Origin of the sequence: Micromonospora zamorensis, from assembly GCF_900090275.1 — a bacterium.
Lineage (GTDB): Bacteria > Actinomycetota > Actinomycetes > Mycobacteriales > Micromonosporaceae > Micromonospora > Micromonospora zamorensis.
Map to the genome: position 1 here is coordinate 6,431,555 of NZ_LT607755.1, position 24,174 is coordinate 6,455,728.

The following is a 24,174-nucleotide window of genomic DNA, read 5'->3' on the forward strand; positions in this document are numbered from 1 at the left end:
GAGGCTCACAGCCCTTCGGCAACCGCGGCGGCGATCTTGAGCCAGGCGTCCCGGGTGGCCGAGGAGAGCCCGCCGTACCGGATCGGCTCACCCGTGTCGATGAGCCGCTCGTACGGGGCCAGCAGCACCGCCCGGGTGCGGGCCGCGAAGTGCTCCTGGATGGCCGGCAGGTCGATCTCCTTGCGGGACGGCGGCATCGACACCACAGTCACCGCCTGGCGGACCAGCCGTTGCCGGCCGCTCTGCTCCAGGTGGTCGAGCATCCGGGCGGCAGTCTCCGCTGAGTCGTTACGGGCCGACATGGTGACCACCAACTGGTCGGTGGCGTCCATCGAGGCCTGCCAGTTCTGCGCCCGCACGTTGTTGCCGGTGTCCACGAAGATCAGTTTGTAGAACCGGCTGACCACCTCGCGGATCTCGGCGAACGCGGCCGCGGTCAACATCTCGCCGCCCGTGGCCGACTCGTCCGAGGCCAGGACGTCGAACATCCCCTCGCCCTGCGAGCGCACGTACTGCGACAGGTCGCCGACCCGCCCGTGCGCGCCCTGGAACTGCCCGAGGTCACGCAGCATGTCCCGCACAGTGCGGGAGTGGAAGTCCTGCTGGGCGCGCATCCCCAGGGTGCCCTGGGTTTCGTTGTTGTCCCACGCCAGCACGTAGCCACCGCGCTTCTGACCGAACGTCATCGCGAGCAGCAGGATGGCCACCGTCTTACCGGCGCCGCCCTTCGGGTTGACCACGGTCACCTGCCGCAGCCCGCCGAAGTTGCGGCGCACCATCTCGATGTCCCGCTTGAGCTCCTGCTCGTGCCGCCCGGGAGAGAGCCGGAGCAGCCCCATCTTGTTGACCACCGCGCGTACGCCCATGGTCGCCACCGGGTCGGCGGGCCGGACCTGTCGACGCTTGCTGAAGTCCTCGGCGGTCGGCACCGCCGTGGACTCCGGCGTCCAGCTCGCGTCCGGGTATCCGGTGGTCGGCACCTGGGCCACCCCCTCGGCCTGCTGGTAAGGCTGACCAGGAGGTACGCCGGGCGGGCCCTGCTGCCACGGCGGGGGGTACCAGCCAGGGGACGGCGGGAACGGCCCGGGCGGTGCGGCCTGCTGGGGAACCTGCGGCGGCAGGTTGCTGAACTGCGTCAGGTCGGGTGGAGGCGGGATCGGCGTCGGGCCGGCCTGACTGGGAATCGCCGGGTCGAACGCCTGGCCGGCCTGGCCAGACTGACCGGCCTGCCCGGGGCCGGCCTGCGGGACGGCGGAGTGCGGCTGCGGCGGGGCCGGGATCGGGGGCGTCGCGGTGGCGCCCTCGTCGTGGGTCGGTGCGGCTGCGCCGGCCGGCCGTTGCGGCGGATACGCCCACGGCGACTCGCTGGCCGGCCGTGCCGCTCCACCAGCGGGCCCGTCCTCGCCGGTCCCGCCAGCCTGCGGCGCTGGTCCGGCCGTCGCGGACTCCGGCGTCGCAGGAGCTGCCGGGGCGGGGCCCGCGGCGGTGGGCTCTGGCACGGTGGCGCGGCCGGTGGGCGGGGGGCCTGCGGTGGGGTTGTCCAGGGTGAACGGCAGGTCCAGGTCGACACCGCCCGGGTTGAACGGCGGGGCGGGGACGGCGGCCGTACCGCGGTCACCTGGCTGCGCCTGCGTCGCGCCGGCTGCGGTGCTCGCCCCCTCGGGTCGGCTGTCCGTCGGCCCGAAGGCGGTGTTCGGTGCCGGAGGAACCCCGGTGCCGCCCGGGACGCCGTTGCCCGCCGGAGCGTTGCCCGCCGGCGGCGTACCCGTTGCCGGCGGCGTGCCCGTCGCCGGCGGACCGGGCGGCGTCGCCGCGGCGGTCGGAGCGGCCGCTGGTGGCCAACTCGGCTGCGGCGGCCCCCAGCCCGACCCTCCGCCGGCCGGGGCGCCAGCGCCCCAACCCCCGGGCGCCGGAACGGCACCGCTCAGCGACGGGTAGTCGGACGGCGAGGGTGGCGGCAGCGGGGCAGCTCCGGGCTGTCCGGGGACCGGCGGCCGGTTGATCGGCGGGGCCGCCACCGGCGGCGTAACCGGCCCGGGGGCGGCCGACGACGGCGCGCCCCGCTGCTCGGCGACCGCCGCCCAGGGCGGTACGACGGTCCCCGCGCCCCGGTCGGTCGGATCCGGTGGCCAGAGTGGTTCGATGTCCCGCTCCGGCACCGGCTGCTGGCCGTGCACCTGCGCCCGGTCGGCGTTCTCGTCCATTAGGGCCCTCCCCAGTCCTCCTGCGAGGATAGGCGCATCCGCCCACGAGGGGCGGGCGGCGCAGCCGAGGTCGGCCGCTCCGCGCCGCCGAGATCAGATCGACCAGACCGCCCAGGCGCCCGGCTCGACCCACCAGGAGCGCTTCCGGGTCAGCTCGCCCTCGACACCATCGTCGAGGTACGGCACCTTCCCCTCCCTGGGCAGCACCGAAACCGCCCGGCCACGGGCCCGCCGGACTTCGAGGCGTACCCGTTTGCGGCCGAACGCCGAGCGGACGACCACCGGCACGGCAACCGCGACCTCGACCTGGCCGTCGGCCGGGTCCGGTGCGGTCAGCAGCGTGACGTCGTCGAGCGTCGCGTAGCCGCCGGCGTTGGCGACCGCGCAGGCCAGCAGCGGCTCGTCACCGTCGGTGAGGATGGCGTCGTCGACCTCCACCCGAGCCCGCCAGTGCAGCGGCCGCCCGGCGTCGTCGGCGGCACCGAGCAACGCACCGTCCAGCGTCACCGAACCACCGTCGTTGCGCAGCAGGTCCAGTCGGCGCGGCGTGCCGTCCAACACCGCGGCGGCCACCACCGCTGGGTCACGGGGCAGCCCGAGCTGCGCGGCCAGGTCGCGGTGGGTGCCGCCACGGGCCGGGTCGAGCGGGAGTACGCCCACCGGCGGCAGGTCGGGCAGAGTCCGGTTGCCGGGCAGATCCGCGGGGCGCTTGCTCGGCGCCGGGGCGTACCGCCGGACCAGCCGGCGCAGCACGGCGCGCAACTGCCCGTCGTTGGCCGTCGCGACGACCAGCCGGGTCTTGCCGTCCGGGTCCGGCCAGGTGAGCCCGTCCGGGCGGACCGGACCGTCGAGCCGGGCCAACACCGCGTCGATCTCCGCGTCCGAGCGGGCGGTGACCATCTCCACCCGGGCGCCTCGGGCGTTCAGCGCGTCGGCACAGGCCAGCACCGGCACCCGTGGCCGCTCGGTGGCGCACCGCTCGGTGTCACCGCCGGCCTCAGCCCGGGGTGACTGACTGGCGTCGGCCTGGTTGGTGTCGGCCTGGCCGGTCTCGGTCTGGCTCGTCGGGTCGGTGGCGGTCTCGGCCGCACCGCCGCAGCAGGCCCCGCCGCTGCCACAGCCCCCGGGAGCGTCCCGCTCCGAACCGAGGGTGAGCAGCACCACGTCGTACACGGAAGGAGCCTCCTGCCTCTCGACGCGACCCCTGCCGGCCGCGCCGTCATTACTTGTTAACCTGACACCCCGGGCTCGCCAACCGGTCGCCACCTGGCACCCGAGCCTTCTGGAGGCGGAAAAGATGCCAGCGATCGTGCTCCTCGGCGCTCAGTGGGGCGACGAGGGCAAGGGCAAGGTTACCGACCTGCTGGGTGAGCGGGTCGACTACGTCGTGCGCTACTCCGGCGGCAACAACGCCGGCCACACGGTGATCACCCCGGACGGCCAGAAGTACGCGCTGCACCTGATGCCGTCCGGAGCGCTCTCGCCGAACGCGATGATCGTCATCGGCAACGGTGTGGTGGTCGACCCGAAGGTGCTGCTCGCCGAGATCGACGGCCTGGCCGAGCGCGGCGTCGACGTGTCCCGACTGCGGATCTCCGGTGACGCGCACCTGATCATGCCGCACCACCGGGCGCTGGACCGGGTGATCGAGCGCTACCTCGGCTCGTCCCGGATCGGCACCACCGGCCGGGGCATCGGCCCGGCGTACGGCGACAAGGTCGCCCGGATCGGCATCCGTCTGCAGGACCTGCTCGACCCGGGCATCCTGCGCAAGAAGCTGGAACTCGCGCTGCGCGAGAAGAACCAGATCCTGTTCAAGGTCTACAACCGCAAGGCGATCGACCTTGAGGCGACCGTCGAGGAGTACCTGGCGTACGCGGAGCGGCTCAAGCCGTACATCGCGGAGACCCGGGCGATGCTCTGGGACGCACTGGACCGGGACGAGACGGTCCTGCTGGAGGGTGCCCAGGCCACCATGCTCGACATGGACCACGGCACGTACCCCTTCGTGACCTCGTCGAACCCGACCGCCGGTGGTGCCTGCGTGGGTGCCGGCATCCCGCCGACCGCGATCAGCAAGGTCATCGCGGTGAGCAAGGCGTACACCACCCGGGTCGGCGCGGGGCCGTTCCCGACCGAGTTGTTCGACGCCAACGGTGACCACCTGCGCAAGATCGGCGCGGAGTACGGCACGACCACCGGGCGGGAGCGCCGGTGCGGGTGGTTCGACGCGGTCGTGGCCCGGTACGCCTGCCGCCTCAACGGTGTCACCGACCTGGTCATCACCAAGCTGGACGTGCTCACCGGCATGCCCAAGGTGCCGATCTGCGTCGGCTACGAGATCAACGGCGTCCGGGTCGACGACATGCCGATGAGCCAGACGGACTTCCACCACGCCAAGCCCGTCTACGAGGAGCTCGACGGCTGGTGGGAAGACATCACCAAGGCGCGGACGGCCGCCGATCTGCCGGAGAATGCCCGCCGCTACATCGCCCGGGTAGAGGAACTCTGCAACGCCAAGGTGAGCGTCGTAGGCGTAGGCCCAGGCCGAGACGAAAACGTGGTCCTCCACCCCCTCCTCCCCTAACCCCGGACCTGTTTCGTTGATCATGAAGTTATTGCTGTCCTGCCCGGCGTGTCATGGCAATAACTTCATGGTCAACGGGGGCTAGCTGCGGGTTATCCACAGGGGCTCGGTGGTTGTCCACAGGGGGGTGCCCCAGGCTTGTTGGTCGGCCAGGGTGGCTGGGTGGACGCTCTGGACATTGTGCGGCGGATTTCGGCCGCTCGGAACGGCATCGTGACGATCGAACAGGCGCGAGCTGCCGGCTTGAGCACGTACGAGGTGCAGCGGTTCTGCCGCTCCGGACGCTGGCGCGCCGTGGCGCGGGGAAGCTACCTCGTGGACGCCGACCTGTATGACGGCGTGCCCCGACGGGCGCGGATCAGAGCGGCGATGGCCTCCTTTGGTCCGGCGGCCACCGCAGTGCTCTCAACAGCGGCTGAGCTGCACGGACTGGCCGGAATGCCGGCCACCGAGTTGATTCATCTGTCAATGCCGGGCCCGGCCGTCCGGCCGGTTCGATCCGCACATCCACAGGTGGTGGTCCACCAGTTGGTCATCCCGCGCGAGCACCTCTTTCGAGTGGATGGGATCACTGCTACAGAGCCACTGCGCACCCTCGCCGACCTCTGTCTGCGGGCTGATCGTTACTCGGCGGTCAGCGTGTTGGACTCGGCGGTGAACCGGCGCCTCGTGGCCCCGAATGACCTGCTCGCCATCCCGCGCCTCGTACGGGGACGGCGGGGTGCGATCGCCGCGCGTGGCTATCTCGGCGAAACGGACGGACGGGCGCAGTCGCCGCTCGAGACGCGTGCCCGCCTCCGCTGCGTCGACGGCAGGGTTGCGCCAGACGAGTTGCAACTCGAGGTCCGCGACGACGATGGCTATCTGCTCGGCATTGGCGATCTCGGCTGGCGTGGGCCCCGGATCATCGCCGAGGCCGACGGCCGCGGTCCGCATGACGTTCCCGAAGCTGCATTCGCCGACCGCCGCCGGCAGAACCGTCTGGTCAATGCCGGCTGGACCGTCCTCCGCTTCACCTGGCAGGACACCCTCCGCCCCGACTACATCCCGTGGACGGTTCGGCAGGCGATCGCCGCTGCCCGGCGCCGTTGACCATGAAGTTATCGCCGAGACACGCCGGGACGGTGAGCAATAACTTCATGATCGGCGGCGGTCGACCGGGGTTCGGGTGGGGGACAGTAGGATCTCGGTCGTGCGGGTTCTTTTGGTTGGTGGTGGTGGGCGGGAGCATGCGCTCGCCCTCGGGTTGGTGGCGGATCCGGCTGTTTCCGCGGTTGTTGCCGCACCTGGCAATCCGGGGATCGCATCGGTGGCTGAGCTGCGGACGGTGAACGCTTCCGATCCGGACGCCGTGGCGGCGCTGGCCGTGGAGACTGCCGCTGACCTGGTGGTGATCGGGCCGGAGGCGCCGCTGGTCGCCGGGGTTGCCGATGCTGTCCGCGCCAAGGGGATCGCCGTCTTCGGTCCATCCGGTGCTGCCGCGCAGCTGGAGGGCTCCAAGGCGTTCGCCAAGGATGTGATGACCGCTGCCGGCGTACCGACCGCTCGGGCGTACGTCTGCACGGACGAGGAGAGCACCGCTCGGGCGCTGGACGAGTTCGGTGCCCCGTACGTGGTGAAGGACGACGGACTCGCCGCAGGCAAGGGCGTGGTGGTGACCGACGACCGGTCCGCCGCGCTGGCCCACGCGAACGAGTGTGGACGGGTCGTGGTCGAGGAGTTCCTCGACGGCCCGGAGGTCAGCCTCTTCGTGGTGACCGATGGCGAGGCGGCGCTGCCGCTGCTGCCGGCTCAGGACTTCAAGCGCCTCGGCGACGGCGACACGGGGCCGAACACCGGGGGCATGGGGGCGTACGCGCCGCTGGCCTGGGCACCTCCCGGCCTGGTCGACGACGTCATGCGCGACGTGGTCCACCCGACGCTCGCGGAGATGCGCCGCCGGGGCACCCCGTTCGCTGGTCTGCTCTACGTCGGGCTCGCGATCACCGCTGCCGGCCCCCGGGTGATCGAGTTCAACGCGCGCTTCGGTGACCCCGAGACCCAGGTGGTGCTCGCGTTGCTGGAGACCCCGCTGGGCGGGCTGCTGCACGCGTCGGCCACCGGCACGCTGGCCGAGCATCCGCCGCTGCAATGGCGGGACGGCAGCGCTGTCACAGTGGTGCTCGCCTCCGCTGGCTATCCGGCCGCGCCGCGTACCGGCGACGTCATCACCGGCGCGGACCGGCCGGGCATCATCCACGCGGGCACCGCCCGCCGGGCCAGCGACGGCGCGTTGCTCTCCGCCGGCGGCAGGGTCCTCTGCGGTACGGCCACCGGCTCCGACCTGGCCGCCGCGCGGGACGCCGCGTACGCGCTGGTGGACGGGGTGCAGTTGGCCGGCTCGCAGCACCGCACCGACATCGCCGCGGCCGCCATCGACGGCCGGATCACGATCCCGGGCTGAGCATCCGCCGGGCCGACGGCTGGGCGGCACCTCAGCCGAAGTAGCGGCGCAGTTCGCGGGTGAGCACCTTGCCGGTGGCGTTACGGGGCAGGTATTTCACGAAGATCACGTCCCGGGGGACGCTGAAGCGCGCGAGATAGCGCCGGACGTACTCGCGTACCGCATCGGGGTCGAGCGTCTCGTCGGGGTGCAGGGCGAGGAACGCGGACAGGCGCTGGCCGTACTCGGGGTCGGGTACGCCGATCACGGCCACTTCGCGGACCTGCGGCAGTTGGGCGAGCAGATCCTCCACTTCGGAGGGGAAGACGTTCTCACCACCGGAGACGATCATGTCGTCGGCCCGTCCGTCGACGAAGAGCAGCCCGTCGGCGTTGAGCCGGCCGAGGTCGCCGGTGTCGAGCAGACCGTCGCGGGTTTCCCGGCTGGTGCCGGAGGTGTAGCCCTCGAAGAGCATCTCGTTGCCGACGAAGATCCGCCCGACCCGTCCGGTCGGCACGGGCTGGCCGTTGTCGTCGAGCATTTCCAGCCGGGTGCCGTGCGGCGGCCGACCGGCGGTGGTGGGTGCCTGGCGCAGGTCCTGTGGGCCGGCGATGGACGCCCAGGAGACCTCGGTGGAGCCGTAGAGGTTGTACAGGACGTCGCCATAGGCATCCATGAACTTCGGTGCCAGCCCGCCGGGCAGGGCGGAGCCGCTGACGGCGACGACCTTGAGCGGGGGGCGCGGGTCCGGCGGGGGCACCTCCATCAGTCGCTGCACCATCACGGGTACGGCGAACAGCGCGTCGCAGCGGTTGGCGGTCAGGGCGGCGATTGTGGCGGCCGGGTCGAAGCGTCGGTGCAGCACGATGGTGGCCCGCAGGGCCAGGCAGACCTGGAGGGCGGCGAATCCCCAGGTGTGGAAGATCGGTGCGGCGATCATCACCCGGGTCCTGGTGTGCAGCGGGATGCGGCCGATGATGGACACCAGCGGGCCGAAGCCTTTGGGCGTGCGACGACGGGCGCCCTTGGGCGTACCGGTGGTGCCGGATGTGAGCACGATGATCCGGCCGTCCTGCTCCGGCGGGCGCAGGTCGCCCGGCAGTGCGCCGGCCACCAGCTCCTCGCGGGCGCGTTCGTCGAGCCGGGGCAGCTCGGCGGGGAGTCCGAGGACCCGCTCGGCGAACTCGTCGTCGTGCACCAGCAGTCGCAGCTGTTGCTCCTCGGCGATGGTGCCGAGCTGGGCCGCGGAGAGCCCGGTGTTGATCAGCACCGCGTCGACGCCGAGCAGGGTGGCAGCGACGATCGTCTCGATCAGCCCGTGGTGGTTGCGGCAGAGCACGCCGATCCGGTCGCCGGTCTGCACGCCGTGCCCGGCCCGCATCGACCTGGCCATCCGTTCGGCCCGGTCGAGCAGGTCGTGGTAGGTCAGCTCGACGCCGTCCTCGTCGATGACCGCCGTCCGGCCGGGATCCCGGGCGGCCGCCTGGCGCAATTCGCCAGCCAGGCTCCACCCCCAGGTACGCAGGGCGTTGAGTTGCGCGGCGACTCGGACCGGGTTGCCGGGGGTGAGCAGTCCGCGACGGGTCAGGGTGGCGACGGTGAACGGCAGGTCCATGCCGCAGACCTCCTAGGGGTGGTGCGCGGACGGGGCAGTGGCCTGCCCGTCCATCAGGGCTTCTTCCTTGATCATGCACTGGGGGCGGCTGAAGGCCCAGTTGGCGTCGGCGCGGGGTGACGAAGACGGCACAGATCGTGGAGTCCGGGCCACCGTCGGCCCGACCCCCCTTGAAGAGGCGCCGGGCCGACGGCGGTCAGCGGATCTGCATCCCGGAGATGGCTCGGGATATCACCAGTCGTTGGATTTCCGAGGTGCCCTCGAAGATGGTGTAGATCTTGGCGTCCCGGTACCAGCGCTCGACCGGGTGGTCGCGCAGGAAGCCGGCCCCACCGAGCAACTGCACCGCCTTCTCGGTGACCGACACCGCCACCTCGCCGGCCTTGAGCTTGGACATCGAGCCCTCGCCCGCGGTGAACGGGCGGTTGTTGCGGCCCATCCACGAGGCGCGCCAGACGAGCAGCCGTGCCGCGTCGATCTCCATCCGCATGTCGGCCAGCGCGAACGCGACCGCCTGGTTCTCGATGATGGGCCGTCCGAACTGGACCCGGTCCTTCGCGTAGTCCAGGGCGTACTCGTAGGCGGCCCGGGCCACGCCGAGCGCCTGCGCGCCCACCGTGGGTCGGGACAGCTCGAACGTCCGCATCGCGGCCTGTCCGCTGGCCCGCTGCCCGGAGCGGGCCCGGTCGAGGCGTTCCAGCAGGGCGTCCCGCCCACCGAGCAGGCAGCGGCCGGGCACGCGTACGTCGTCGAGGAAGACGTCGGCGGTGTGTGACGCGCGGAGGCCGAGTTTGCGCAGCTTGCGGGTGGCGGCCAGGCCGGGGGTGCCCGGCGGTACGACGAACGCTGCCTGGCCTCGGGAGCCGAGGGTGGGGTCGACGGAGGCGGTGACCACGTGCACGCCGGCGATCCCGCCGTTGGTGGCGTACGCCTTCTGGCCGTTGAGCACCCACTCGTCGGTGGCCTCGTCGTAGACGGCCCGGGTGCGCATCGCGCCGACGTCGGAGCCGGCCTCGGGTTCGCTGGTGCAGAACGCGGCGACGGCCGGTGAATCGACGTCGCCGAAGCACTGTGGCACCCACTCGACCATCTGGTCGGGGGTGCCGGCGCCGTAGATGGCGGCGACGGCGAGTGAGGTGCCGAAGATGGAGAGGCCGATGCCGGCGTCACCCCAGAAGAGCTCCTCGCTGGCGATCGGCAGGGAGAGCCCGGTCGGGTCGGCCCAGCAGGTGGCGAGGAACTCGAAGCCGTAGAGGCCGACCTTGGCGGCTTCCTGGATCACCGGCCACGGGGTGTCCTCGCGCTCGTCCCACTCGGCGGCGGCCGGGCGCACGACCTCGGCGGCGAAGCCGTGCACCCAGTCGCGTAGATCCCGCTGTTCCTCATTCAGGTCAAGCGAGAACTCAGCCATGTCAGGCCTTGGGGATGTCGAACAGGTTGGCGATGTTGGCGGCGAGGCCGAGGTCGCCCTTTGCCTTCAGCTTGCCGGTCATGAACATCATCACCGGGTTGGCGCCACCGGAGACGATCTTCAGGAACTCGACCGGACCCATGGTGAGGCTCAGCTTCGGGTCGTGCTGCGGGGTCTCGTTCACGACGCACGCGCCGTCGGCGATGACCACCTCGTAGGTGTCGCTGCCGCCGTCGGGGCGACCGGTGATGACCCAGTGGATGACCGCGTTGGTCGAGCCGGCCCGGTCCGCGCGGAACAGCGACGGCATCCGGCCGAACACCTCGCCCAGGACCTTGTCGCGCATGTCACCGGACATCACCTGAGCGATCTTGTCGTCCGGGGTGGACTTGACCAGCTGGGCGAACTCCTTGGGGCCAACGTTGGCGAAGGTGGCCGGGTCGAAGTCAGTCATCAGGTGTGTGCCTTCCGGAAGATTTGGCTACTCGTGCGTAACCCTACGCACGAGTAGGTATGCTCGCAAGGTGTCCACCGTCCCCGCCTTCAAGCGCCTGCCACGCGCCGTCCGCGAGCAGCAGATGCTCGACGCGGCCGTGAAGGTCTTCTCCCGTCGCGGCTTCCACGCCGCCAGCATGGACGAGATCGCGGAGGACGCCGGCATCTCCAAGCCCATGGTGTACGCGTACCTCGGCACCAAGGAGGAGCTCTTCGTCGCCTGCCTGCACCGGGAGGGCACCCGGATGATGCAGGCCATCGCGGGAGCCGCCGCCCCCGACCTGCCGGCCGACGAGCGGCTCTGGCGTGGGCTGAGGGCGTTCTTCGGCTTCGTGGGCGCATACCGGGACGGCTGGGCGGTGCTCTACCGGCAGGCCCGGGGCGAGCAGCCGTTCGCCGGGGAGCTGGCCGCGATGCGGGCCCGGCTGGTCGAGGTGGTCGCCGGGATGCTCGACCACGCGCTGCGAGCCGAGGGCCGTGAGATCACCGCCGTCGACCTGGAAGTCGTCGCGTACGCCCTGGTCGGCGCGACCGAGTCGCTGGCCGACTGGCTCGCGGACCACCCGGACGCCGACCCGGAGAAGACGGCCACCCGCATGATGAACGTGGCCTGGCTCGGCGCCGCCCAGCTCCTGCACGGAGCGACCTGGCGCCCACCGGTCGACTGACCGGTCACCGCACCGGGGTCCGACCCAGCGGCGCGGTCACCGGCGCCGGCCGTCAGCCGGGGGCTGGCAAAACTCCACGCGGGCAACCGGGTGCAGCTGGCCATCCTGGTGCACGACGCTGACCTGCTGTGACGGGTGGCAGGTCGGTCCGGCCGGTCAGTGGCGGGCAGCCGCGCGGCGGTGCGCCCGGTGCCGCAGCCACCGGACGCCCTCGATGCCCAGCGTGACGATCACCGAGAGGCCGATCCCGGCGAGGACGCCCTTGACGGGGTGGCGCTCGAAGGCCAGCCCACCGAAGTAGCCGAGCAGCCCGCAGTACAGGGCCCAGGTGACCGTCGCGATCGCGTCGTAGAGAAGGAACGACCGGCGGGGATACCGCACCGCGCCCATGGTGAGGGTGACCGCGGTCCGGCCGCCCGGCAGGTAGCGGGAGGTGGTCAGGATCAGCCCGCCGCGCCGGTTCAGCGCGCGCCGGGCCCACTCGGAGCTGGCCTGTCGGCGGCTGCCGTCGGGAAACCCGGCGAGCCGGTTCGCGCCACCACCACGTCCGATGGCGTACGACACGTGGTCGCCGACGCAGGCGCCCACGGCGGCGGCGACGATCACCGGCGCCAGGTTGGGGTTGCCGCTGGTGGAGAGCACGGCGGCGGTGATGACGGCCGCCTCACCGGGTACGGCCGGGAAGAACGCGTCGACCGCCGTGAGCCCGAAGATCAGCAGGTACACCCATGGTGAGGTGACCAGCTGTCGGAGCAGGTCGAGCGCGGAGTCCATGCCCCCATGCTCGCCGGGTGCGACCCGCCCGGTGGCCGAGTCGGCGGATCACCTCCTCCGGTCCCGCGCGTCAGGCCGCGCGGACCAGGGCGGGCGGGGCGAGCAGCGGACCGTGCGGGGTCTTGTCGTCGGCGGTGGGGCCGTGCGAGGTCAGCACCACCGGCGCGCCCAGCTCTGCGGACACCGCCTCCACCCAGTCCGCCGGCGGGTCGTCGTAGAGCGGGCGGGAGCGCAGCAGGCGGGCGGTGAGCGCGGCCTGCCGGTCCAGGTCACCGGGTGGGCCCGGGGTGAGCCGGTCGGTGGTGTCGTAGCGGCGGCAGATCCGCAGCTCGGGGCCGGCGAGGTCGAGGTGGGTCAGGGCCAGGCCGTCGACCCCACCGGCCACGGCGAGGGCGTACCGGTGGGCGACCGCGTCGAAGTGGCCGAACCGGAACCGGCCCTGCCACGGGTTCGTCGGGTTGTGTGGATCGGCCAGCGGCAGGGTCGGGTCCTCGGTCACCAGCGGGCCCGCCCCGTGCCGGGTGGTGACCAGCCGGAGCACCCCGATCCGGGTCGCGTGGGGCTGGCCCGCCTCGGTGAGCAGGCTGTCGGCGTTGGCGAACGTGGTGGTGCTCCACGTCGTGTACGGGTGGAAGCCGTGCCACTCGTCGAGCAGCACCCCCTGCGCGCCCTCGAAGACGCAGGTCCCCGCGCGCAACGCCCCGGTGAGCCAGCTCCCGTCGACGATCGCGACCCGCCCGGCGAACCCGGTGAACGCGGGCAGGCAGTCCTCGACCGGTGGCGCGTCCAGTGGGCCGAGCTCGGCGGTCAGCCGCTCCCGCAGGGCGGTCAACCGGCGACGCAGCAGCGTTGGGCTGCGGCAGTCGGCGACCCGGGGCGCGTCGTCCGGGTGGGCGAGACCGTACGCGACGGTCTCGCCCACCCCCAGCCCGCAGGAGCCGTGCCGGTCGGCTCCCCGGGCGATCTCCCGGGCCTGGTTGGCGGCCCGGTGGTACGGGGTGGCGAGCAGCGCGTCGGAGTCGACGGTGAGTCGGTCGAGCGCGTCGGTCACCCCGACCGTGGCGAGATGGTCGGCCTCGGCGGCCAGCGCCAGCGGATCCACCACGACGTGCCGCGACAGGTGCGTACGGACACCGGGATGGAACGTGCCGGCGCCGAACTGCGCGAACGTGTGGTGCCGCCCGTCGCGCAGCACGACGTTGTGCGCCGCCTGCGCGCCCCCGTTGAAGCGGACCACCGTGTGCACTCCTCGGGTGGCGCAGAGCCAGTCCACCACCGTGCCCTTGCCGGCGTCCCCGTAGCCGAGGTCGACCACCGCCACGTGCCTCACAGCCGGGTCACCCCACCGGTGGTGTCGGTGAACGCGGGCAGCGTCGACACCTCGGCCCGCCGTCCCCGGCCGAGGCGGGCCAGCGCCTTCGAGACGGTGCCGGTGGCGCTGGAACCGGCGTGGTCCAGGTGGCGCAGGCCCTCGTCCAGGTCGATGGCCTGCTCGCCGAGGCCGATGGTGAGCGCGATGGTCTCGCAGACGGCGTCGAGGTCGTCGAGCACCACGGCGTTCTGCCCGAGCAGGCCCCGCCAGAAGTCGAGCACCTTGGCGTTGCCGGCGTAGTGGCTGCCGGCGGGGAGCAGGAAGTAGGTGTCCCAGCGGCGGGTCACCTCGTCGAAGATCTGCCGCAGCGGCACGTCCTCGGTCAGGTCGTCGCCCATCAGACGGGCCACCTCCCGGGCCTTCACCTGGGGGTACGCCAGCTCGTCGCCGATGATGAACAGGTAGCCGCGCCGGCCGCGCTTCTCCCAGTTGTCGGTGGCGGTGTGCCGGGCCATGAAGTACATGGCCAGCTCGTACGACTCGCTCATCTGCCCGCCGCCCCCGCCTTCGAGGACGATCCGGCCGAGGTCGTCGTCCATCCGGTTGTCCGACTCGAACTGGCCCACCTGCAACGGCACCCGGTCGCAGGTGGCGTCGCCGATCGCGCCGAACATGATCTGCGGGTCGCTGGCGTACCCCTGCCGTTGCAGCAGCCCGAGCAGCTGCGGCAGCTTGGTCTGCAGGACACGCGGCACCTTGAGCATCGAGCCGGTCACGTCGAAGAGCACGGCGACGGGCGTCGACCGGGGGTGCTCGTCGGAGTCGCGGCTCTCGCGCATCCCGTCGCGGGGGTCGAGCGCGGTGTGCACGGTGCGCGCCCCGCTGTCGCTGTAGGAGAAGGCGCTCTTGCCGGTGGACCGGCGGTAGCGGTCGGCGGCGTCGTACACGTCGGTGGACCAGATTCCACTGCCCATGACAGCTCTCCTTAGGGGGTGAGGGTGAAGGGTCGGAAGGTGCGTGGCCCGTAGAGCCGGTCCAGCACCTGGTCGAATTCGCGCAGCAGGCGCCAGGCGTCGTCGGGTCGGGCGTCCAGCGACCGCTGCCGGCAACCCTGCGCGAAGGCGTGCAGCTCGCGGGGCGCGCGTGACCCCATCAGCCAGCTCATGCAGCGGCTGGCCATCGCGATGTCGGTGCCCGGGCCGCACTGCCGCTTCCGGGGGACCTCCTCCGGGTACCACGCGTCGTCGTGGCCGGGCACCATCGCCGGGATAGTGGTGCCGGCTGGGGCGGAGAAGCACCAGTCGATGAGCACCACGCCGTGGGCGGCCGGCTCGATCAGCACGTGTCGCGGCAGGACCGCGCCGTGCACGATGCCGGCGCTGTGGGCCAGGCCGAGCGCCACCAGCAGCCGCCGCCACATCCAGGCGACGTCGCGGGCGTCCAACCCGTCGGGGTACGCGCGCCGCACCTCGTCGAGGTCGTGCAAGCCGGGCGCGGTGGCGAGCACGTTGATCCGCCGTTCGGCGCCGGTCGCGGCGTCGCGGTGCGGGAACTCGTCGACGAGCCGGGGCACGTACGGCAGGTAGCGCGGGTCGCCGCGCTCGGCGATGGTGTGCAGGGCGTGTGCCTCACGGGCCATCAGGTCGTTGTCGGCGGGCCGCCGGGGGAGCTTGAGCAGCCGGCCGTCGCCGACGTCGTAGAGGTCGGCCAGGTCACCCGAGTGGGCCGGCGCGCGGAGCCGGTAGTCGCCGAGAACGGTGACCTGCCGGGCCTGCCACCGGGTGGTGACATGGATGAACGCGTCGACTGCCTCCGCGCGTACCGCCGGGTCGGCCGGCAGGCGGTCGGGGTGCAGGGCCGCGACCAGCTCGCGGTAACGCCGGGCCGGCTGGTCCGTGCCGAACAGGTCGGCGTCGGTGCGGGCCGCCGCGACCAGGTCGATGGCCGCCGCCGTCCTCATCGCACCGTCTCCTCGCGGGCGGGGCGCAGCAGAGCCGGGTGCAGCAGTCGGGCGTCGCCGGCGCGGTAGAGCCGGGCGCGGGGGCCGCCTCGGGCGCCGCCGCGCTCGGTGCTGGCGCCGGTGCTCTCCACGAAGCCCGGCACGGAGAGCACCTTGCGGTGGAAGTTGCCGGCGTGCAGCGGGTGACCCCAGACCGTCTCGTAGACGGCGCGCAGCTCGCTGATCGTGAACTCGGCGGCGAGGAAGCGCGTGGCGAGCGGCGTGTATTCCAGCTTGGACCGGGCCCGTTCCAGCGCGTCGTCGATGATCCGGCCGTGGTCGAAGGCGAGCTGCCGGCTGGTCAGCGCGGTCACCGGCAGCCAGATCGCCTCGTCGGCGTCGGTGCCGGCGGCCGGGTCCGGCAGGTCGGGGGCGAACGCGAGGTGGGCGATCGAGACGACCCGCATCCGCGGGTCGCGGTCGGGTGCGCCGTAGCTGCCCAACTGCTCCAGGTGTACGCGGCGCAGCCCCTCGCCGCCGAGCCCGGTCTCCTCGGCCAGCTCGCGTCGGGCGCCAGCGGTCAGGTCCTCGTCGGGGTGGACGAACCCACCGGGCAGCGCCCAGTGCCCCTCGAAGGGTGCCTGGCCGCGCCGGATCAGCAGCAGGTGCAGCGCGTCGTCGCGGATGGTCAGCGCCACCACGTCGACGGTCACCGCGACCGACGGATAGGCCCGGGGGTCGTACGCGCCCAGGAACTCCTGCTCGTTCATCGCGTCTCTCTCATTCTGAGAACATCTCGCTGTGAGAACAACCTAGCGCATGCGAGCGCCCCTGCCAAGAGGGGTGCCCGTCAGCGCACCAGACCCGCCAGGTGCGGTCGGCCGCGCGAGTCGTGCAGGGCGAACCCGCCGTCCGGCAGGAGAGCGAAGCTCACAGTGCTCGGAAGCGGGACGGGAAGCTTGAAGGCGACCTCGACGGTGTAGGCGTCCGGCAGCCGGTTCTCCAGTGCGGCCAGGCAGCGCGCCTTGCTCCACATGCCGTGCGCGATCGGCCGGTGGAAGCCGAAGAGCCGCGCCCCGAGGCGGGACGTGTGGATCGGGTTGTGGTCCCCGGACACCCGCGCGTACTCCGTGCCGACCCGGGGCTCCACCCGCCAGCGGGACGTGCCGGCCGGCGGCTCGGTGCGTCCACTCCGGTCGCCCTCGCCAGGCTTGCGCTCCCGACCCAGGTACGTCGAGACACCCTCCCAGACCTTCTCGCCGGCGACCGAGCCGACCAGCACCACGTCCACCTGCCGCCCCCGGTCGTGCGGGCGCAGGTTCTCCGCGTACGTCGTGAAGTCGAGGGTCTCGTCGGCGGTGATCGGGCGGTGCACGGTGATCCGGTTGCCGATGTGCACCAGACCGATCAGTGGAAAGGGAAAGTCCGGCGCGGTCATCAGCCGCAGGGTCAGCGGGAAGCCCATGACGTGCGGAAACGTGCCCGGCAGGCGATCGGTGAGCCGGAACCCGCAGACCCGGTCGTAGGCGGCCAGGTGCGCCCGGTCGACGCTCACCCCGCCCACTGCCAACTCGACGCCCGGCACGCCGGGGCCGCGCCTCCCGCCGCCCAGGCCGGGCAGCGCGCCGAGCAACGCCCGACGGTAGAGCGCTCCGGCCGCCGGCATCCGAGGCAGTTCGACCCGGTCACGGCCGGCGGCCTCCGGCCGGAGTGCCGCGGCCCGCATCTCCGCCGACAGTGTCTCCGTCGGGCCGTCGATCAGCTCGTGCAGGGAGAGGTCGTCGTCCGGCTGCCTTTGAGTGCCCATCACGCCCCCAGCAGGCTCTGGCCGCAGACCCGGACCACGTTTCCGCTGACCGCACCGCTGGCCGGCCAGGCCAACCAGCCGATCGTCTCGGCCACGTCCACCGGAAGCCCGCCCTGGGCCAGGCTGTTCATCCGCCGGCCCGCCTCGCGGACCACCAGCGGGATACGCGCGGTCAGCCGGGTCTCGATGAAGCCCGGGGCCACCGCGTTGACGCTGATCCCCCGCTCCCGCAGAGCCGGGGCGAGCGAGTCGACCAGGCCGATCACGCCGGCCTTGCTGGTGGCGTAGTTGGTCTGCCCCCGGTTGCCAGCGATCCCGGCGATCGACGAGACCGAGACGAGCCGCCCGCCGGTCGGGATGAGCCCCCGCTCCAACAGCACGTCGTTGATGCGTTCCTGGCTGGAGAGGTTGACGTCGATGACCTGGTCCCACCGGTCGGCGTCCATCCGGCCGAGCGTCTTGTCCCGGGTGATGCCGGCGTTGTGCACCACCACGTCGACCCGGCCGTGTCGGCCGGCCAGGTGATCGGCGAGCCGGGTCGGTGCGTCCGGTGCGGTCAGGTCGAGTTGCACCGCAGTACCGCCGATGTCGTTCGCCACCGCGGCCAGCGCGTCACCGGCGGCCGGGATGTCCAGCGCCACCACCTGTGCGCCGTCGCGGGCGAGCACCCGGGCCAGCGCCGCGCCGATGCCCCGGGCGGCGCCGGTGACCAGCACGACCTGCCCGTCCAGTGGGCGGTCCCAGTCGGCCGGGGCGGTCGCCTCGCCGGTGCCGACCCGGATGACCTGACCCGAGACGTACGCGGACCGCCCGGACAGCAGGAACCGGAGCGTCGACTCGAGGCTGGTGAGGACGCCGTTCTCAGCGCGGGTCACGTAGACGAGTTGGGCGGTCGTGCCCCGGCCGAACTCCTTGCCGATGCTGCGCACCAGACCTTCCAGGGCGCGCTGGGCGGTCGCCTCGCGGGGCGTCGGGCACTCCTGCGGTGGTGTGCCCAGCACGATCACCCGGCCGCCGGGCAGCACGGCCCGGGCCTGTGGGTGGAAGAAGTCGTAGAGCTGGCGCAGCTCGGTCGAATCGGTGATCCCGGTGGCGTCGAAGAGCAGTGCGCCGTACCGCCGCGGGTTGTCGCCGGGGGCGGTGTCGGCGGCCGGGTCGGCCAGCTCGACCCCGGCGGCGGTCAGGATCCTGCCGACCGGCTCGGCGAGCCGGCCGCCGGTGGCCGCGCCGAGCAGGGCCGGCCCGGGCAGCAGCGGGTCGCCGGGAGAGTGCCGGCGCAGTCGGGGCGGGTCGGGCAGCCCGAGGCGCTTGACCAGCGTGCGGCCGGCAGTCGATTGGACGAAGCTCGCGTACCTGTCGGTCATGGGCGTAGCCTACTGGCGAGTAGGGTTCGAGCAACACATGTCGAGGAGGCGGATCGTGCAGAGCATTCGGCGGGTCGCGGTCATCGGGGGCAACCGCATCCCCTTCGCCCGTTCCAACTCGCGCTACGCGGACGCGTCGAACGCCGACCTGCTCGGCGCCGCGCTGGACGGCCTGATCGCCCGGTACGGGCTGGCCGGGCAGCGCGTCGGTGAGGTGGTGACCGGCGCGGTGCTCAAGCACTCCCGCGACTTCAACCTCACCCGCGAGGTGGTCCTCGGCTCCCGGCTCGACCCGCACACCCCGGCGTACGACATCCAGCAGGCCTGCGGCACCGGCCTGGAGGCGGCGATCCTCGTCGCCAACAAGATCGCCCTCGGTCAACTCGACGTGGGCATCGCCGGCGGCGTCGACACCACCTCCGACGCGCCGCTCGCGGTCAACGAGGAGATGCGCCGCACGCTGCTCAAGCTCAACTCGGCCCGCACGCTGGGCGAACGGCTCAAGGTCGCGGCGAAGCTGCGCCCACTCCAGCCGTTCAAGCCGGAGATCCCGCGCAACGCCGAACCCCGCACCGGCCTGTCCATGGGCGACCACGCCGCCCGCACTGCGGTGCGCTGGCAGATCGACAGGCGATCCCAGGACGAGCTGGCGCTGCGTTCGCACCAGCGGCTCGCCGCCGCGTACGACAGGGGTTTCTTCGACGACCTGATGACGCCGTACCTGGGGCTTACCCGCGACGCGAACCTGCGCCCGGACACCAGCGTGGAGAAGCTCGGCTCGCTCAAGCCGGTCTTCGGCACCCGCGGCCCGGACGCCGAGCAGGCCACCATGACCGCCGGCAACTCGTCACCGCTCACCGACGGGGCATCCACCGTGCTGCTCGCCAGCGAGGAGTGGGCGGCTGCGCACAACCTGCCGGTGCTGGCCTGGTTCAGCTGGTCGGAGACGGCCGCGGTGGACTTCGTGCACGGCGACGAGGGGCTGTTGATGGCCCCCGCGTACGCGGTGCCCCGGATGCTGGCCCGCGCCGGCCTGACGTTGCAGGATTTCGACTACTACGAGATCCACGAGGCGTTCGCGTCCCAGGTGCTGGCCACCCTCGCCGCCTGGGAGTCGCCGGAGTTCTGCAAGGACCGGCTCGGCCTGGACGCGCCGCTGGGCGCGATCGACACCGACCGGCTCAACGTCAACGGCTCGTCGCTGGCCGCCGGACACCCGTTCGCCGCCACCGGCGGGCGGATCGTGGCGACCCTGGCCAAGCTGCTGGCCGAGCGGGGCAGCGGACGCGGGCTGATCTCCATCTGCGCGGCCGGTGGTCAGGGTGTGACCGCCATCCTGGAGCGTTGAGGGCGGCAGCCCCGAACAGCCCGGCCCGGTCCGGGTGTCGACCGGTGGGTGCGGGACAATGAGGTACGTGACGACGATCCCCAACGTGCTGGCCAACCGGTACGCCTCGCCCGAATTGGTCGCCCTCTGGTCTCCGGAGGAGAAGGTCCGGATGGAGCGGCGGCTCTGGCTCGCCGTCCTCCGCGCCCAGCGGGATCTGGGCGTTGCGGTGCCGGACGGTGTGGTCGAGGCGTACGAGCGGGTGCTCGACCAGGTCGACCTCGCCTCGATCGCCGAGCGGGAGAGGGTCACCCGGCATGACGTGAAGGCCCGGATCGAGGAGTTCAGCGCGCTCGCCGGGCACGAGCACGTGCACAAGGGCATGACCTCGCGGGATCTCACCGAGAACGTCGAGCAGCTCCAGGTGCGCGCCTCGCTGGAGCTGATCCGGGACCGCGTCGTGGCCACCCTGGCCCGGCTCGCCTTCCTCGCGTACGAGCACACCGACCTGGTCATGACCGGCCGTTCCCACAACGTGGCCGCGCAGGCCACCACGCTGGGCAAACGCTTCGCATCGGCGGCGGAGGAGTTGCTGATCGCGTACGAGCGGCTGGAGGACCTGATCGCCCGCTACCCGCTGCGGGGGATCAAGGGCCCGGTCGGCACCGCCGCCGACCAGCTGGACCTCTTCGACGGCGACGCCGACAAGGTGGCCGAGCTGGAGCGGCGCGTCGCCGAGCACCTGGGCTTCTCCCGCGTACTGAACAGCGTCGGGCAGGTCTACCCGCGCTCACTGGACTTCGACGTGCTGGCCGCGCTGGCCCAGACCGCCGCCGCGCCGTCGTCGCTGGCCACCACGATCCGGCTGATGGTCGGTCAGGAGCTCGCGACCGAGGGCTTCAAGCCGGGCCAGGTCGGCTCCAGCGCGATGCCGCACAAGATGAACACCCGCTCGTCGGAGCGGGTGAACGGCTTCGCGGTGATCATCCGGGGTTACCTGTCGATGGTCGGCGAGCTGGCCGGCGACCAGTGGAACGAGGGCGACGTGTCGTGCTCGGTGGTCCGTCGGGTGGCCCTGCCGGACGCGTTCTTCGCCGCCGACGGGCTGTTCCAGACGTTCCTCACAGTGCTCGACGAGTTCGGCGCGTACCCGGCGGTGATCAACCGGGAGCTGGAGCGGTTCCTGCCGTTCCTGGCCACCACGAAGATCCTGGTGGCGGCGGTCCGGCGTGGCGTCGGCCGCGAGGTCGCGCACGAGGTGATCAAGGAGCACGCGGTCGCTGTGGCCCTGGCGATGCGTGAGAAGGGCTCGCCGGAGAACGACCTGTTCGACCGCCTGGCGGCGGACGGCCGACTCGGCCTGTCCCGCGCCGACATCGACACCCTGGTCGCCGACCGCTCCGCCTTCGTCGGCGCCGCCGCCGCCCAGGTTGCAGCGGTAACCAGCCGCATCACCAAGGTGGTCGAGACCCACCCGGAAGCCGCCACCTACAGCCCGCCCCCAATCCTCTAACCCCACCCCGCCCCGGTGATCAAGAGGTTTGCGTCAACTTTGATCTCCTACTTGACGGAAATCTCTTGATCAACCACATGGGGTGCGTGGGGCGGCGTGGGTGGGGTCGGTGGGTTGGGGTTATTCGCCGGTTGGGGTTTCGGCGGCGGTTCTGAGGTTGGGTGCGCTGGCCGGTTCGGCGATGCCACCGGGCGACCCCGTGAAGCCCGCGGGTTCGGCGGTCTCCGCGGCGACCACCGGCTGGTCGGCCGGCATGACCTCGGGCATCTTGGGCACGACGACCACGGCCGTCCCGTACGCGCAGATCTCCATCCACATCTCACCGCAGTCCCGGCTGTCGAACCGCATGCCGATCACCGCGTTCGCGCCGAGCCGCAGGGCCTCCTCGCCGAGCCGGGCCACCGAGTCGGTGCGCCACCGGGTCAGGTTGTCCGGAGCCATCGGGTCGTACGCGCCACCGCGCAGGTTCTTGACCCCCTCGCGGTACGGGTTGCGCGTCCTGGCCATCGATGACACCACCTCACCGAGAATCTGGCGGATCTCGTAGCCGGGCAGTTGCTCTGTCGTCACGACCAGCACATTTCCGATGCTGTCAGGAGTGGCGTGACCCGATCGGGTGCATTGTTCACCTGATCGGATGCTGCAAAACGACGCGGCGCGGACGGCCGGCACGGCGCCGACCATCCGCGCCGCAGCGGGCGTTAACCGTCAGACACCGGCCACCGAGGTGATCCAGGCCCGGTTGTACGCAACGCTGCCGTAGTTCTGGATGCTCTGCCCGTCGGCGGTGGAGGCGACGCCGACCTGCTGGCCGTTGTAGAACTGCGGGCCACCCGAGTCGCCCCGCCACGCGTTGCCGCTGATCTCGGTGCTCCGGATCGCCTGCCCGCCGTACGCGTCGGTGACGCTGTTGCTGGTCACCCGCACGGTGGCGGTCTTCAGCTGGCTCGACGCGGAGCAACCGCTGTAGCAGGTCATGCCCCAGCCGTAGATCGAGTTCGTCGAGTTGAGGGGCGGGTTGCTGCTGGCCAGGCTGACCGTCGAGGTGCTGACGGTGCTGGAGAGTCGCATGAGGGCGAGGTCGTTGCGGGTGTAGGTGGCGCTGACCGTACGGGTGACGCCGCCGGAGGAGCGGTACACGCTGCCGACCCGGACGGACATGGTGCCGCTGATGCAGTGCCGGGCGGTGAGCACCCATTGCGGGGAGATCACGCTGCCGGAGCAGGTGAACGAGCCGTTGCTCATGACCGCCGCCGCCCAGGGGGCGGACGAGACGGTGGTGCCGCCGATGATGGGTTGCGGGCCGGGCGGGGCGGCGGACGCGCCGGACGCGGTGCCGAGGGCGCCGACCAGCGCGATGCTGAGTACGGCGAGCAGGGGGCGGATGCGCATCGGGTGGACTCCTTGGGCGGGGCGGACCCGGGGTCGCCGGGTGTGGACGGGCGACAGCGGGAGGTCCCCTCTGCCGCCTGAATCGACTTACGTCGATGTACAGTAGGGCCCGAGCCGGCCGTTATCAAGGACCTGATCGAGGATCGCCGATGTAACGATTCGGCCTCCCGTTGCGCCGTGTATGCCCTGCTGAGGCCACCTGCCCCGCCTGTGGAGCCGCTCAGAGCGCCAGTAATGTTGATCACTGCTTGAACTGCAGCCGGCCGGTGCGTCCGTGGCCGTATCTGCCAGGTACGCTGGCTGCGCTCGCCCGTTGTGGGTCGGCACCCAACTGCGTACACAGTCAGGAGTGCCCAGTGCCTCGCGTCGTCGTCGACGTCATGCTCAAGCCCGAGATCCTCGATCCGCAGGGCCAGGCCGTCGCAAACGCGCTGCCCCGGCTCGGCGTCGGTGACGTCGCCTCGGTTCGGATCGGCAGGCGGATCGAGATCGAGTTCACCGGTGAACCGGACCTGGACCGCGCTCGGGAGATTGCCGACAAGCTGCTCGCCAACCCGGTCATCGAGGACTTCACCGTCCGCCTGGTCGAGGCCGACGAGACCGCGGACGCCCGCTCGTGACCGCCCGGGTCGGTGTGGTCACCTTCCCTGGCTCGCTCGACGACGGGGATGCGGCCCGAGCGGTCCGGATCGCCGGCGCTGAGCCGGTCCGGCTCTGGCACGGCGACCCGCAGCTGCACGGCGTCGACGCGGTCGTGCTGCCCGGTGGCTTCTCCTACGGTGACTACCTGCGCTGCGGCGCCATCGCCCGGTTCGCCCCGGTGATGGAGACGATCGTGGACGCCGCCCAGGGCGGTCTGCCGGTGCTCGGCATCTGCAACGGCTTCCAGATCCTGTGCGAGGCGCACCTGCTGCCCGGCGCGCTCACCCGCAACCAGCACCTGCACTTCCGTAACCGGGACCAGGTCCTGCGCATCGAGTCGGCCGGCACCGCGTGGACCAACGCGTTCCAGCCCGGCCAGGAGGTGCTCATCCCGGTCAAGAACGGCGAGGGCTGCTACGTCGCGGACACCGCGACGCTGGACCAGCTCGAAGCCGAGGGTCGGGTGGTCGCCCGCTACGTCGGCGGCAACCCCAACGGGTCGATGCGCGACATCGCCGCGATCACCAACGCCGCCGGCAACGTGGTGGGCATCATGCCGCACCCCGAGCACGCGGTGGAGGCGCTCACCGGTCCTTCGCTGGACGGCCTCGGGTTCTTCACGTCGGTCCTCAAGCACCTGGTGGGGGCGCCGGCGTGACCGGCGACACGATCATCGGTCTGCTCAACCGCCGGTCTGGCGGG

Annotated in this window: 22 protein-coding genes; 8 read left to right on the forward strand and 14 right to left on the reverse strand. The window is 72.0% G+C overall.

Translation table 11 applies throughout. From position 1 onward, the window contains the following. Positions 1 to 5 precede the first annotated feature (5 nt). Positions 6 to 2,204: a chromosome partitioning protein gene (locus GA0070619_RS28835; protein ID WP_088950927.1), complete on the reverse strand. Its 2,199-nt coding sequence runs from the start codon at positions 2,202 to 2,204 to the stop codon at positions 6 to 8. Between the two features lie 93 nt (positions 2,205 to 2,297). Beyond that, a complete protein-coding gene (locus tag GA0070619_RS28840; RefSeq protein ID WP_088950928.1) occupies positions 2,298 to 3,377 on the reverse strand; it encodes a diacylglycerol kinase family protein in 1,080 nt (359 codons plus the stop codon). 124 nt (positions 3,378 to 3,501) lie between these two features. Here GA0070619_RS28840 and GA0070619_RS28845 point away from each other — a divergent pair, with 124 nt between their 5' ends. The 3 genes from GA0070619_RS28845 to purD all read left to right on the forward strand — a co-directional run bounded on the left by GA0070619_RS28845 (position 3,502) and on the right by purD (position 7,234). Continuing rightward, positions 3,502 to 4,791, forward strand: a complete 1,290-nt coding sequence (locus tag GA0070619_RS28845; protein WP_088950929.1) for an adenylosuccinate synthase — start codon at positions 3,502 to 3,504, stop codon at positions 4,789 to 4,791. A 162-nt stretch (positions 4,792 to 4,953) separates the two neighbouring features. Further along, positions 4,954 to 5,883: a type IV toxin-antitoxin system AbiEi family antitoxin domain-containing protein gene (locus GA0070619_RS28850; RefSeq protein ID WP_088952119.1), complete on the forward strand. Its 930-nt coding sequence runs from the start codon at positions 4,954 to 4,956 to the stop codon at positions 5,881 to 5,883. Positions 5,884 to 5,983: 100 nt separating this feature from the next. Beyond that, a complete protein-coding gene (purD, locus tag GA0070619_RS28855; RefSeq protein ID WP_088950930.1) occupies positions 5,984 to 7,234 on the forward strand; it encodes a phosphoribosylamine--glycine ligase in 1,251 nt (416 codons plus the stop codon). Between the two features lie 31 nt (positions 7,235 to 7,265). Here the strand turns inward: purD and GA0070619_RS28860 are convergent, their stop codons facing one another. The 3 genes from GA0070619_RS28860 to GA0070619_RS28870 form a co-directional block, all read right to left on the reverse strand. Further along, positions 7,266 to 8,828, reverse strand: a complete 1,563-nt coding sequence (locus GA0070619_RS28860; protein WP_088950931.1) for an AMP-binding protein — start codon at positions 8,826 to 8,828, stop codon at positions 7,266 to 7,268. Positions 8,829 to 9,024: 196 nt separating this feature from the next. Beyond that, complete coding sequence (locus GA0070619_RS28865) at positions 9,025 to 10,239, reverse strand: acyl-CoA dehydrogenase family protein (protein ID WP_088950932.1); 1,215 nt, start codon at positions 10,237 to 10,239, stop codon at positions 9,025 to 9,027. Position 10,240: 1 nt separating this feature from the next. Then, positions 10,241 to 10,693 (reverse strand): SCP2 sterol-binding domain-containing protein, encoded by a 453-nt coding sequence (locus tag GA0070619_RS28870; RefSeq protein ID WP_088950933.1) that lies wholly within the window; start codon positions 10,691 to 10,693, stop codon positions 10,241 to 10,243. Positions 10,694 to 10,763: 70 nt separating this feature from the next. Between GA0070619_RS28870 and GA0070619_RS28875 the strand changes: the two genes are divergently transcribed. Beyond that, the gene (locus GA0070619_RS28875; protein WP_088950934.1) at positions 10,764 to 11,402 is read left to right on the forward strand and encodes a TetR/AcrR family transcriptional regulator; all 639 of its coding nucleotides are present in this window, start codon (positions 10,764 to 10,766) and stop codon (positions 11,400 to 11,402) included. 156 nt (positions 11,403 to 11,558) lie between these two features. Here the strand turns inward: GA0070619_RS28875 and GA0070619_RS28880 are convergent, their stop codons facing one another. The 7 genes from GA0070619_RS28880 to GA0070619_RS28910 all read right to left on the reverse strand — a co-directional run bounded on the left by GA0070619_RS28880 (position 11,559) and on the right by GA0070619_RS28910 (position 18,598). Further along, a complete protein-coding gene (locus GA0070619_RS28880) occupies positions 11,559 to 12,176 on the reverse strand; it encodes a DedA family protein (RefSeq protein ID WP_088950935.1) in 618 nt (205 codons plus the stop codon). A 70-nt stretch (positions 12,177 to 12,246) separates the two neighbouring features. Then, positions 12,247 to 13,506, reverse strand: coding sequence for an adenylosuccinate synthetase (locus GA0070619_RS28885; protein WP_088950936.1), 1,260 nt, complete (start codon positions 13,504 to 13,506; stop codon positions 12,247 to 12,249). Next, a complete protein-coding gene (locus GA0070619_RS28890; protein ID WP_088950937.1) occupies positions 13,503 to 14,462 on the reverse strand; it encodes a hypothetical protein in 960 nt (319 codons plus the stop codon). Before GA0070619_RS28890 ends, GA0070619_RS28885 begins: the two co-directional genes overlap by 4 nt. 11 nt (positions 14,463 to 14,473) lie before the next feature. Further along, a complete protein-coding gene (locus GA0070619_RS28895) occupies positions 14,474 to 15,448 on the reverse strand; it encodes a protein kinase family protein (RefSeq protein WP_088950938.1) in 975 nt (324 codons plus the stop codon). Further along, the gene (locus GA0070619_RS28900; protein WP_088950939.1) at positions 15,445 to 16,197 is read right to left on the reverse strand and encodes an NUDIX hydrolase; all 753 of its coding nucleotides are present in this window, start codon (positions 16,195 to 16,197) and stop codon (positions 15,445 to 15,447) included. Before GA0070619_RS28900 ends, GA0070619_RS28895 begins: the two co-directional genes overlap by 4 nt. 80 nt (positions 16,198 to 16,277) lie before the next feature. Continuing rightward, positions 16,278 to 17,153, reverse strand: a complete 876-nt coding sequence (locus GA0070619_RS28905; RefSeq protein ID WP_088952120.1) for a MaoC/PaaZ C-terminal domain-containing protein — start codon at positions 17,151 to 17,153, stop codon at positions 16,278 to 16,280. An 80-nt stretch (positions 17,154 to 17,233) separates the two neighbouring features. Next, positions 17,234 to 18,598 carry a 3-oxoacyl-ACP reductase gene (locus tag GA0070619_RS28910; RefSeq protein ID WP_088950940.1) on the reverse strand — a complete coding sequence of 455 codons (1,365 nt, stop codon included), beginning with the start codon at positions 18,596 to 18,598 and terminating at the stop codon, positions 17,234 to 17,236. A gap of 55 nt (positions 18,599 to 18,653) precedes the next feature. Here GA0070619_RS28910 and GA0070619_RS28915 point away from each other — a divergent pair, with 55 nt between their 5' ends. Together GA0070619_RS28915 and purB are read left to right on the forward strand one after the other, a co-directional pair. Further along, the gene (locus tag GA0070619_RS28915) at positions 18,654 to 19,946 is read left to right on the forward strand and encodes an acetyl-CoA C-acetyltransferase (protein ID WP_088950941.1); all 1,293 of its coding nucleotides are present in this window, start codon (positions 18,654 to 18,656) and stop codon (positions 19,944 to 19,946) included. A 67-nt stretch (positions 19,947 to 20,013) separates the two neighbouring features. Further along, positions 20,014 to 21,438: an adenylosuccinate lyase gene (purB, locus tag GA0070619_RS28920; protein WP_088952121.1), complete on the forward strand. Its 1,425-nt coding sequence runs from the start codon at positions 20,014 to 20,016 to the stop codon at positions 21,436 to 21,438. A 120-nt stretch (positions 21,439 to 21,558) separates the two neighbouring features. Here the strand turns inward: purB and GA0070619_RS28925 are convergent, their stop codons facing one another. Next, positions 21,559 to 22,122, reverse strand: coding sequence for a YbjQ family protein (locus GA0070619_RS28925; RefSeq protein WP_088950942.1), 564 nt, complete (start codon positions 22,120 to 22,122; stop codon positions 21,559 to 21,561). A gap of 24 nt (positions 22,123 to 22,146) precedes the next feature. Then, on the reverse strand, positions 22,147 to 22,830 hold the full coding sequence (locus GA0070619_RS28930) for a S1 family peptidase (protein WP_088950943.1): 684 nt from the start codon (positions 22,828 to 22,830) through the stop codon (positions 22,147 to 22,149). Positions 22,831 to 23,186: 356 nt separating this feature from the next. Here GA0070619_RS28930 and purS point away from each other — a divergent pair, with 356 nt between their 5' ends. Beyond that, positions 23,187 to 23,450, forward strand: coding sequence for a phosphoribosylformylglycinamidine synthase subunit PurS (purS, locus tag GA0070619_RS28935; RefSeq protein ID WP_030491392.1), 264 nt, complete (start codon positions 23,187 to 23,189; stop codon positions 23,448 to 23,450). Beyond that, positions 23,447 to 24,130 (forward strand): phosphoribosylformylglycinamidine synthase subunit PurQ, encoded by a 684-nt coding sequence (gene purQ / locus GA0070619_RS28940; RefSeq protein WP_088950944.1) that lies wholly within the window; start codon positions 23,447 to 23,449, stop codon positions 24,128 to 24,130. Before purS ends, purQ begins: the two co-directional genes overlap by 4 nt. Positions 24,131 to 24,174 lie beyond the last annotated feature (44 nt).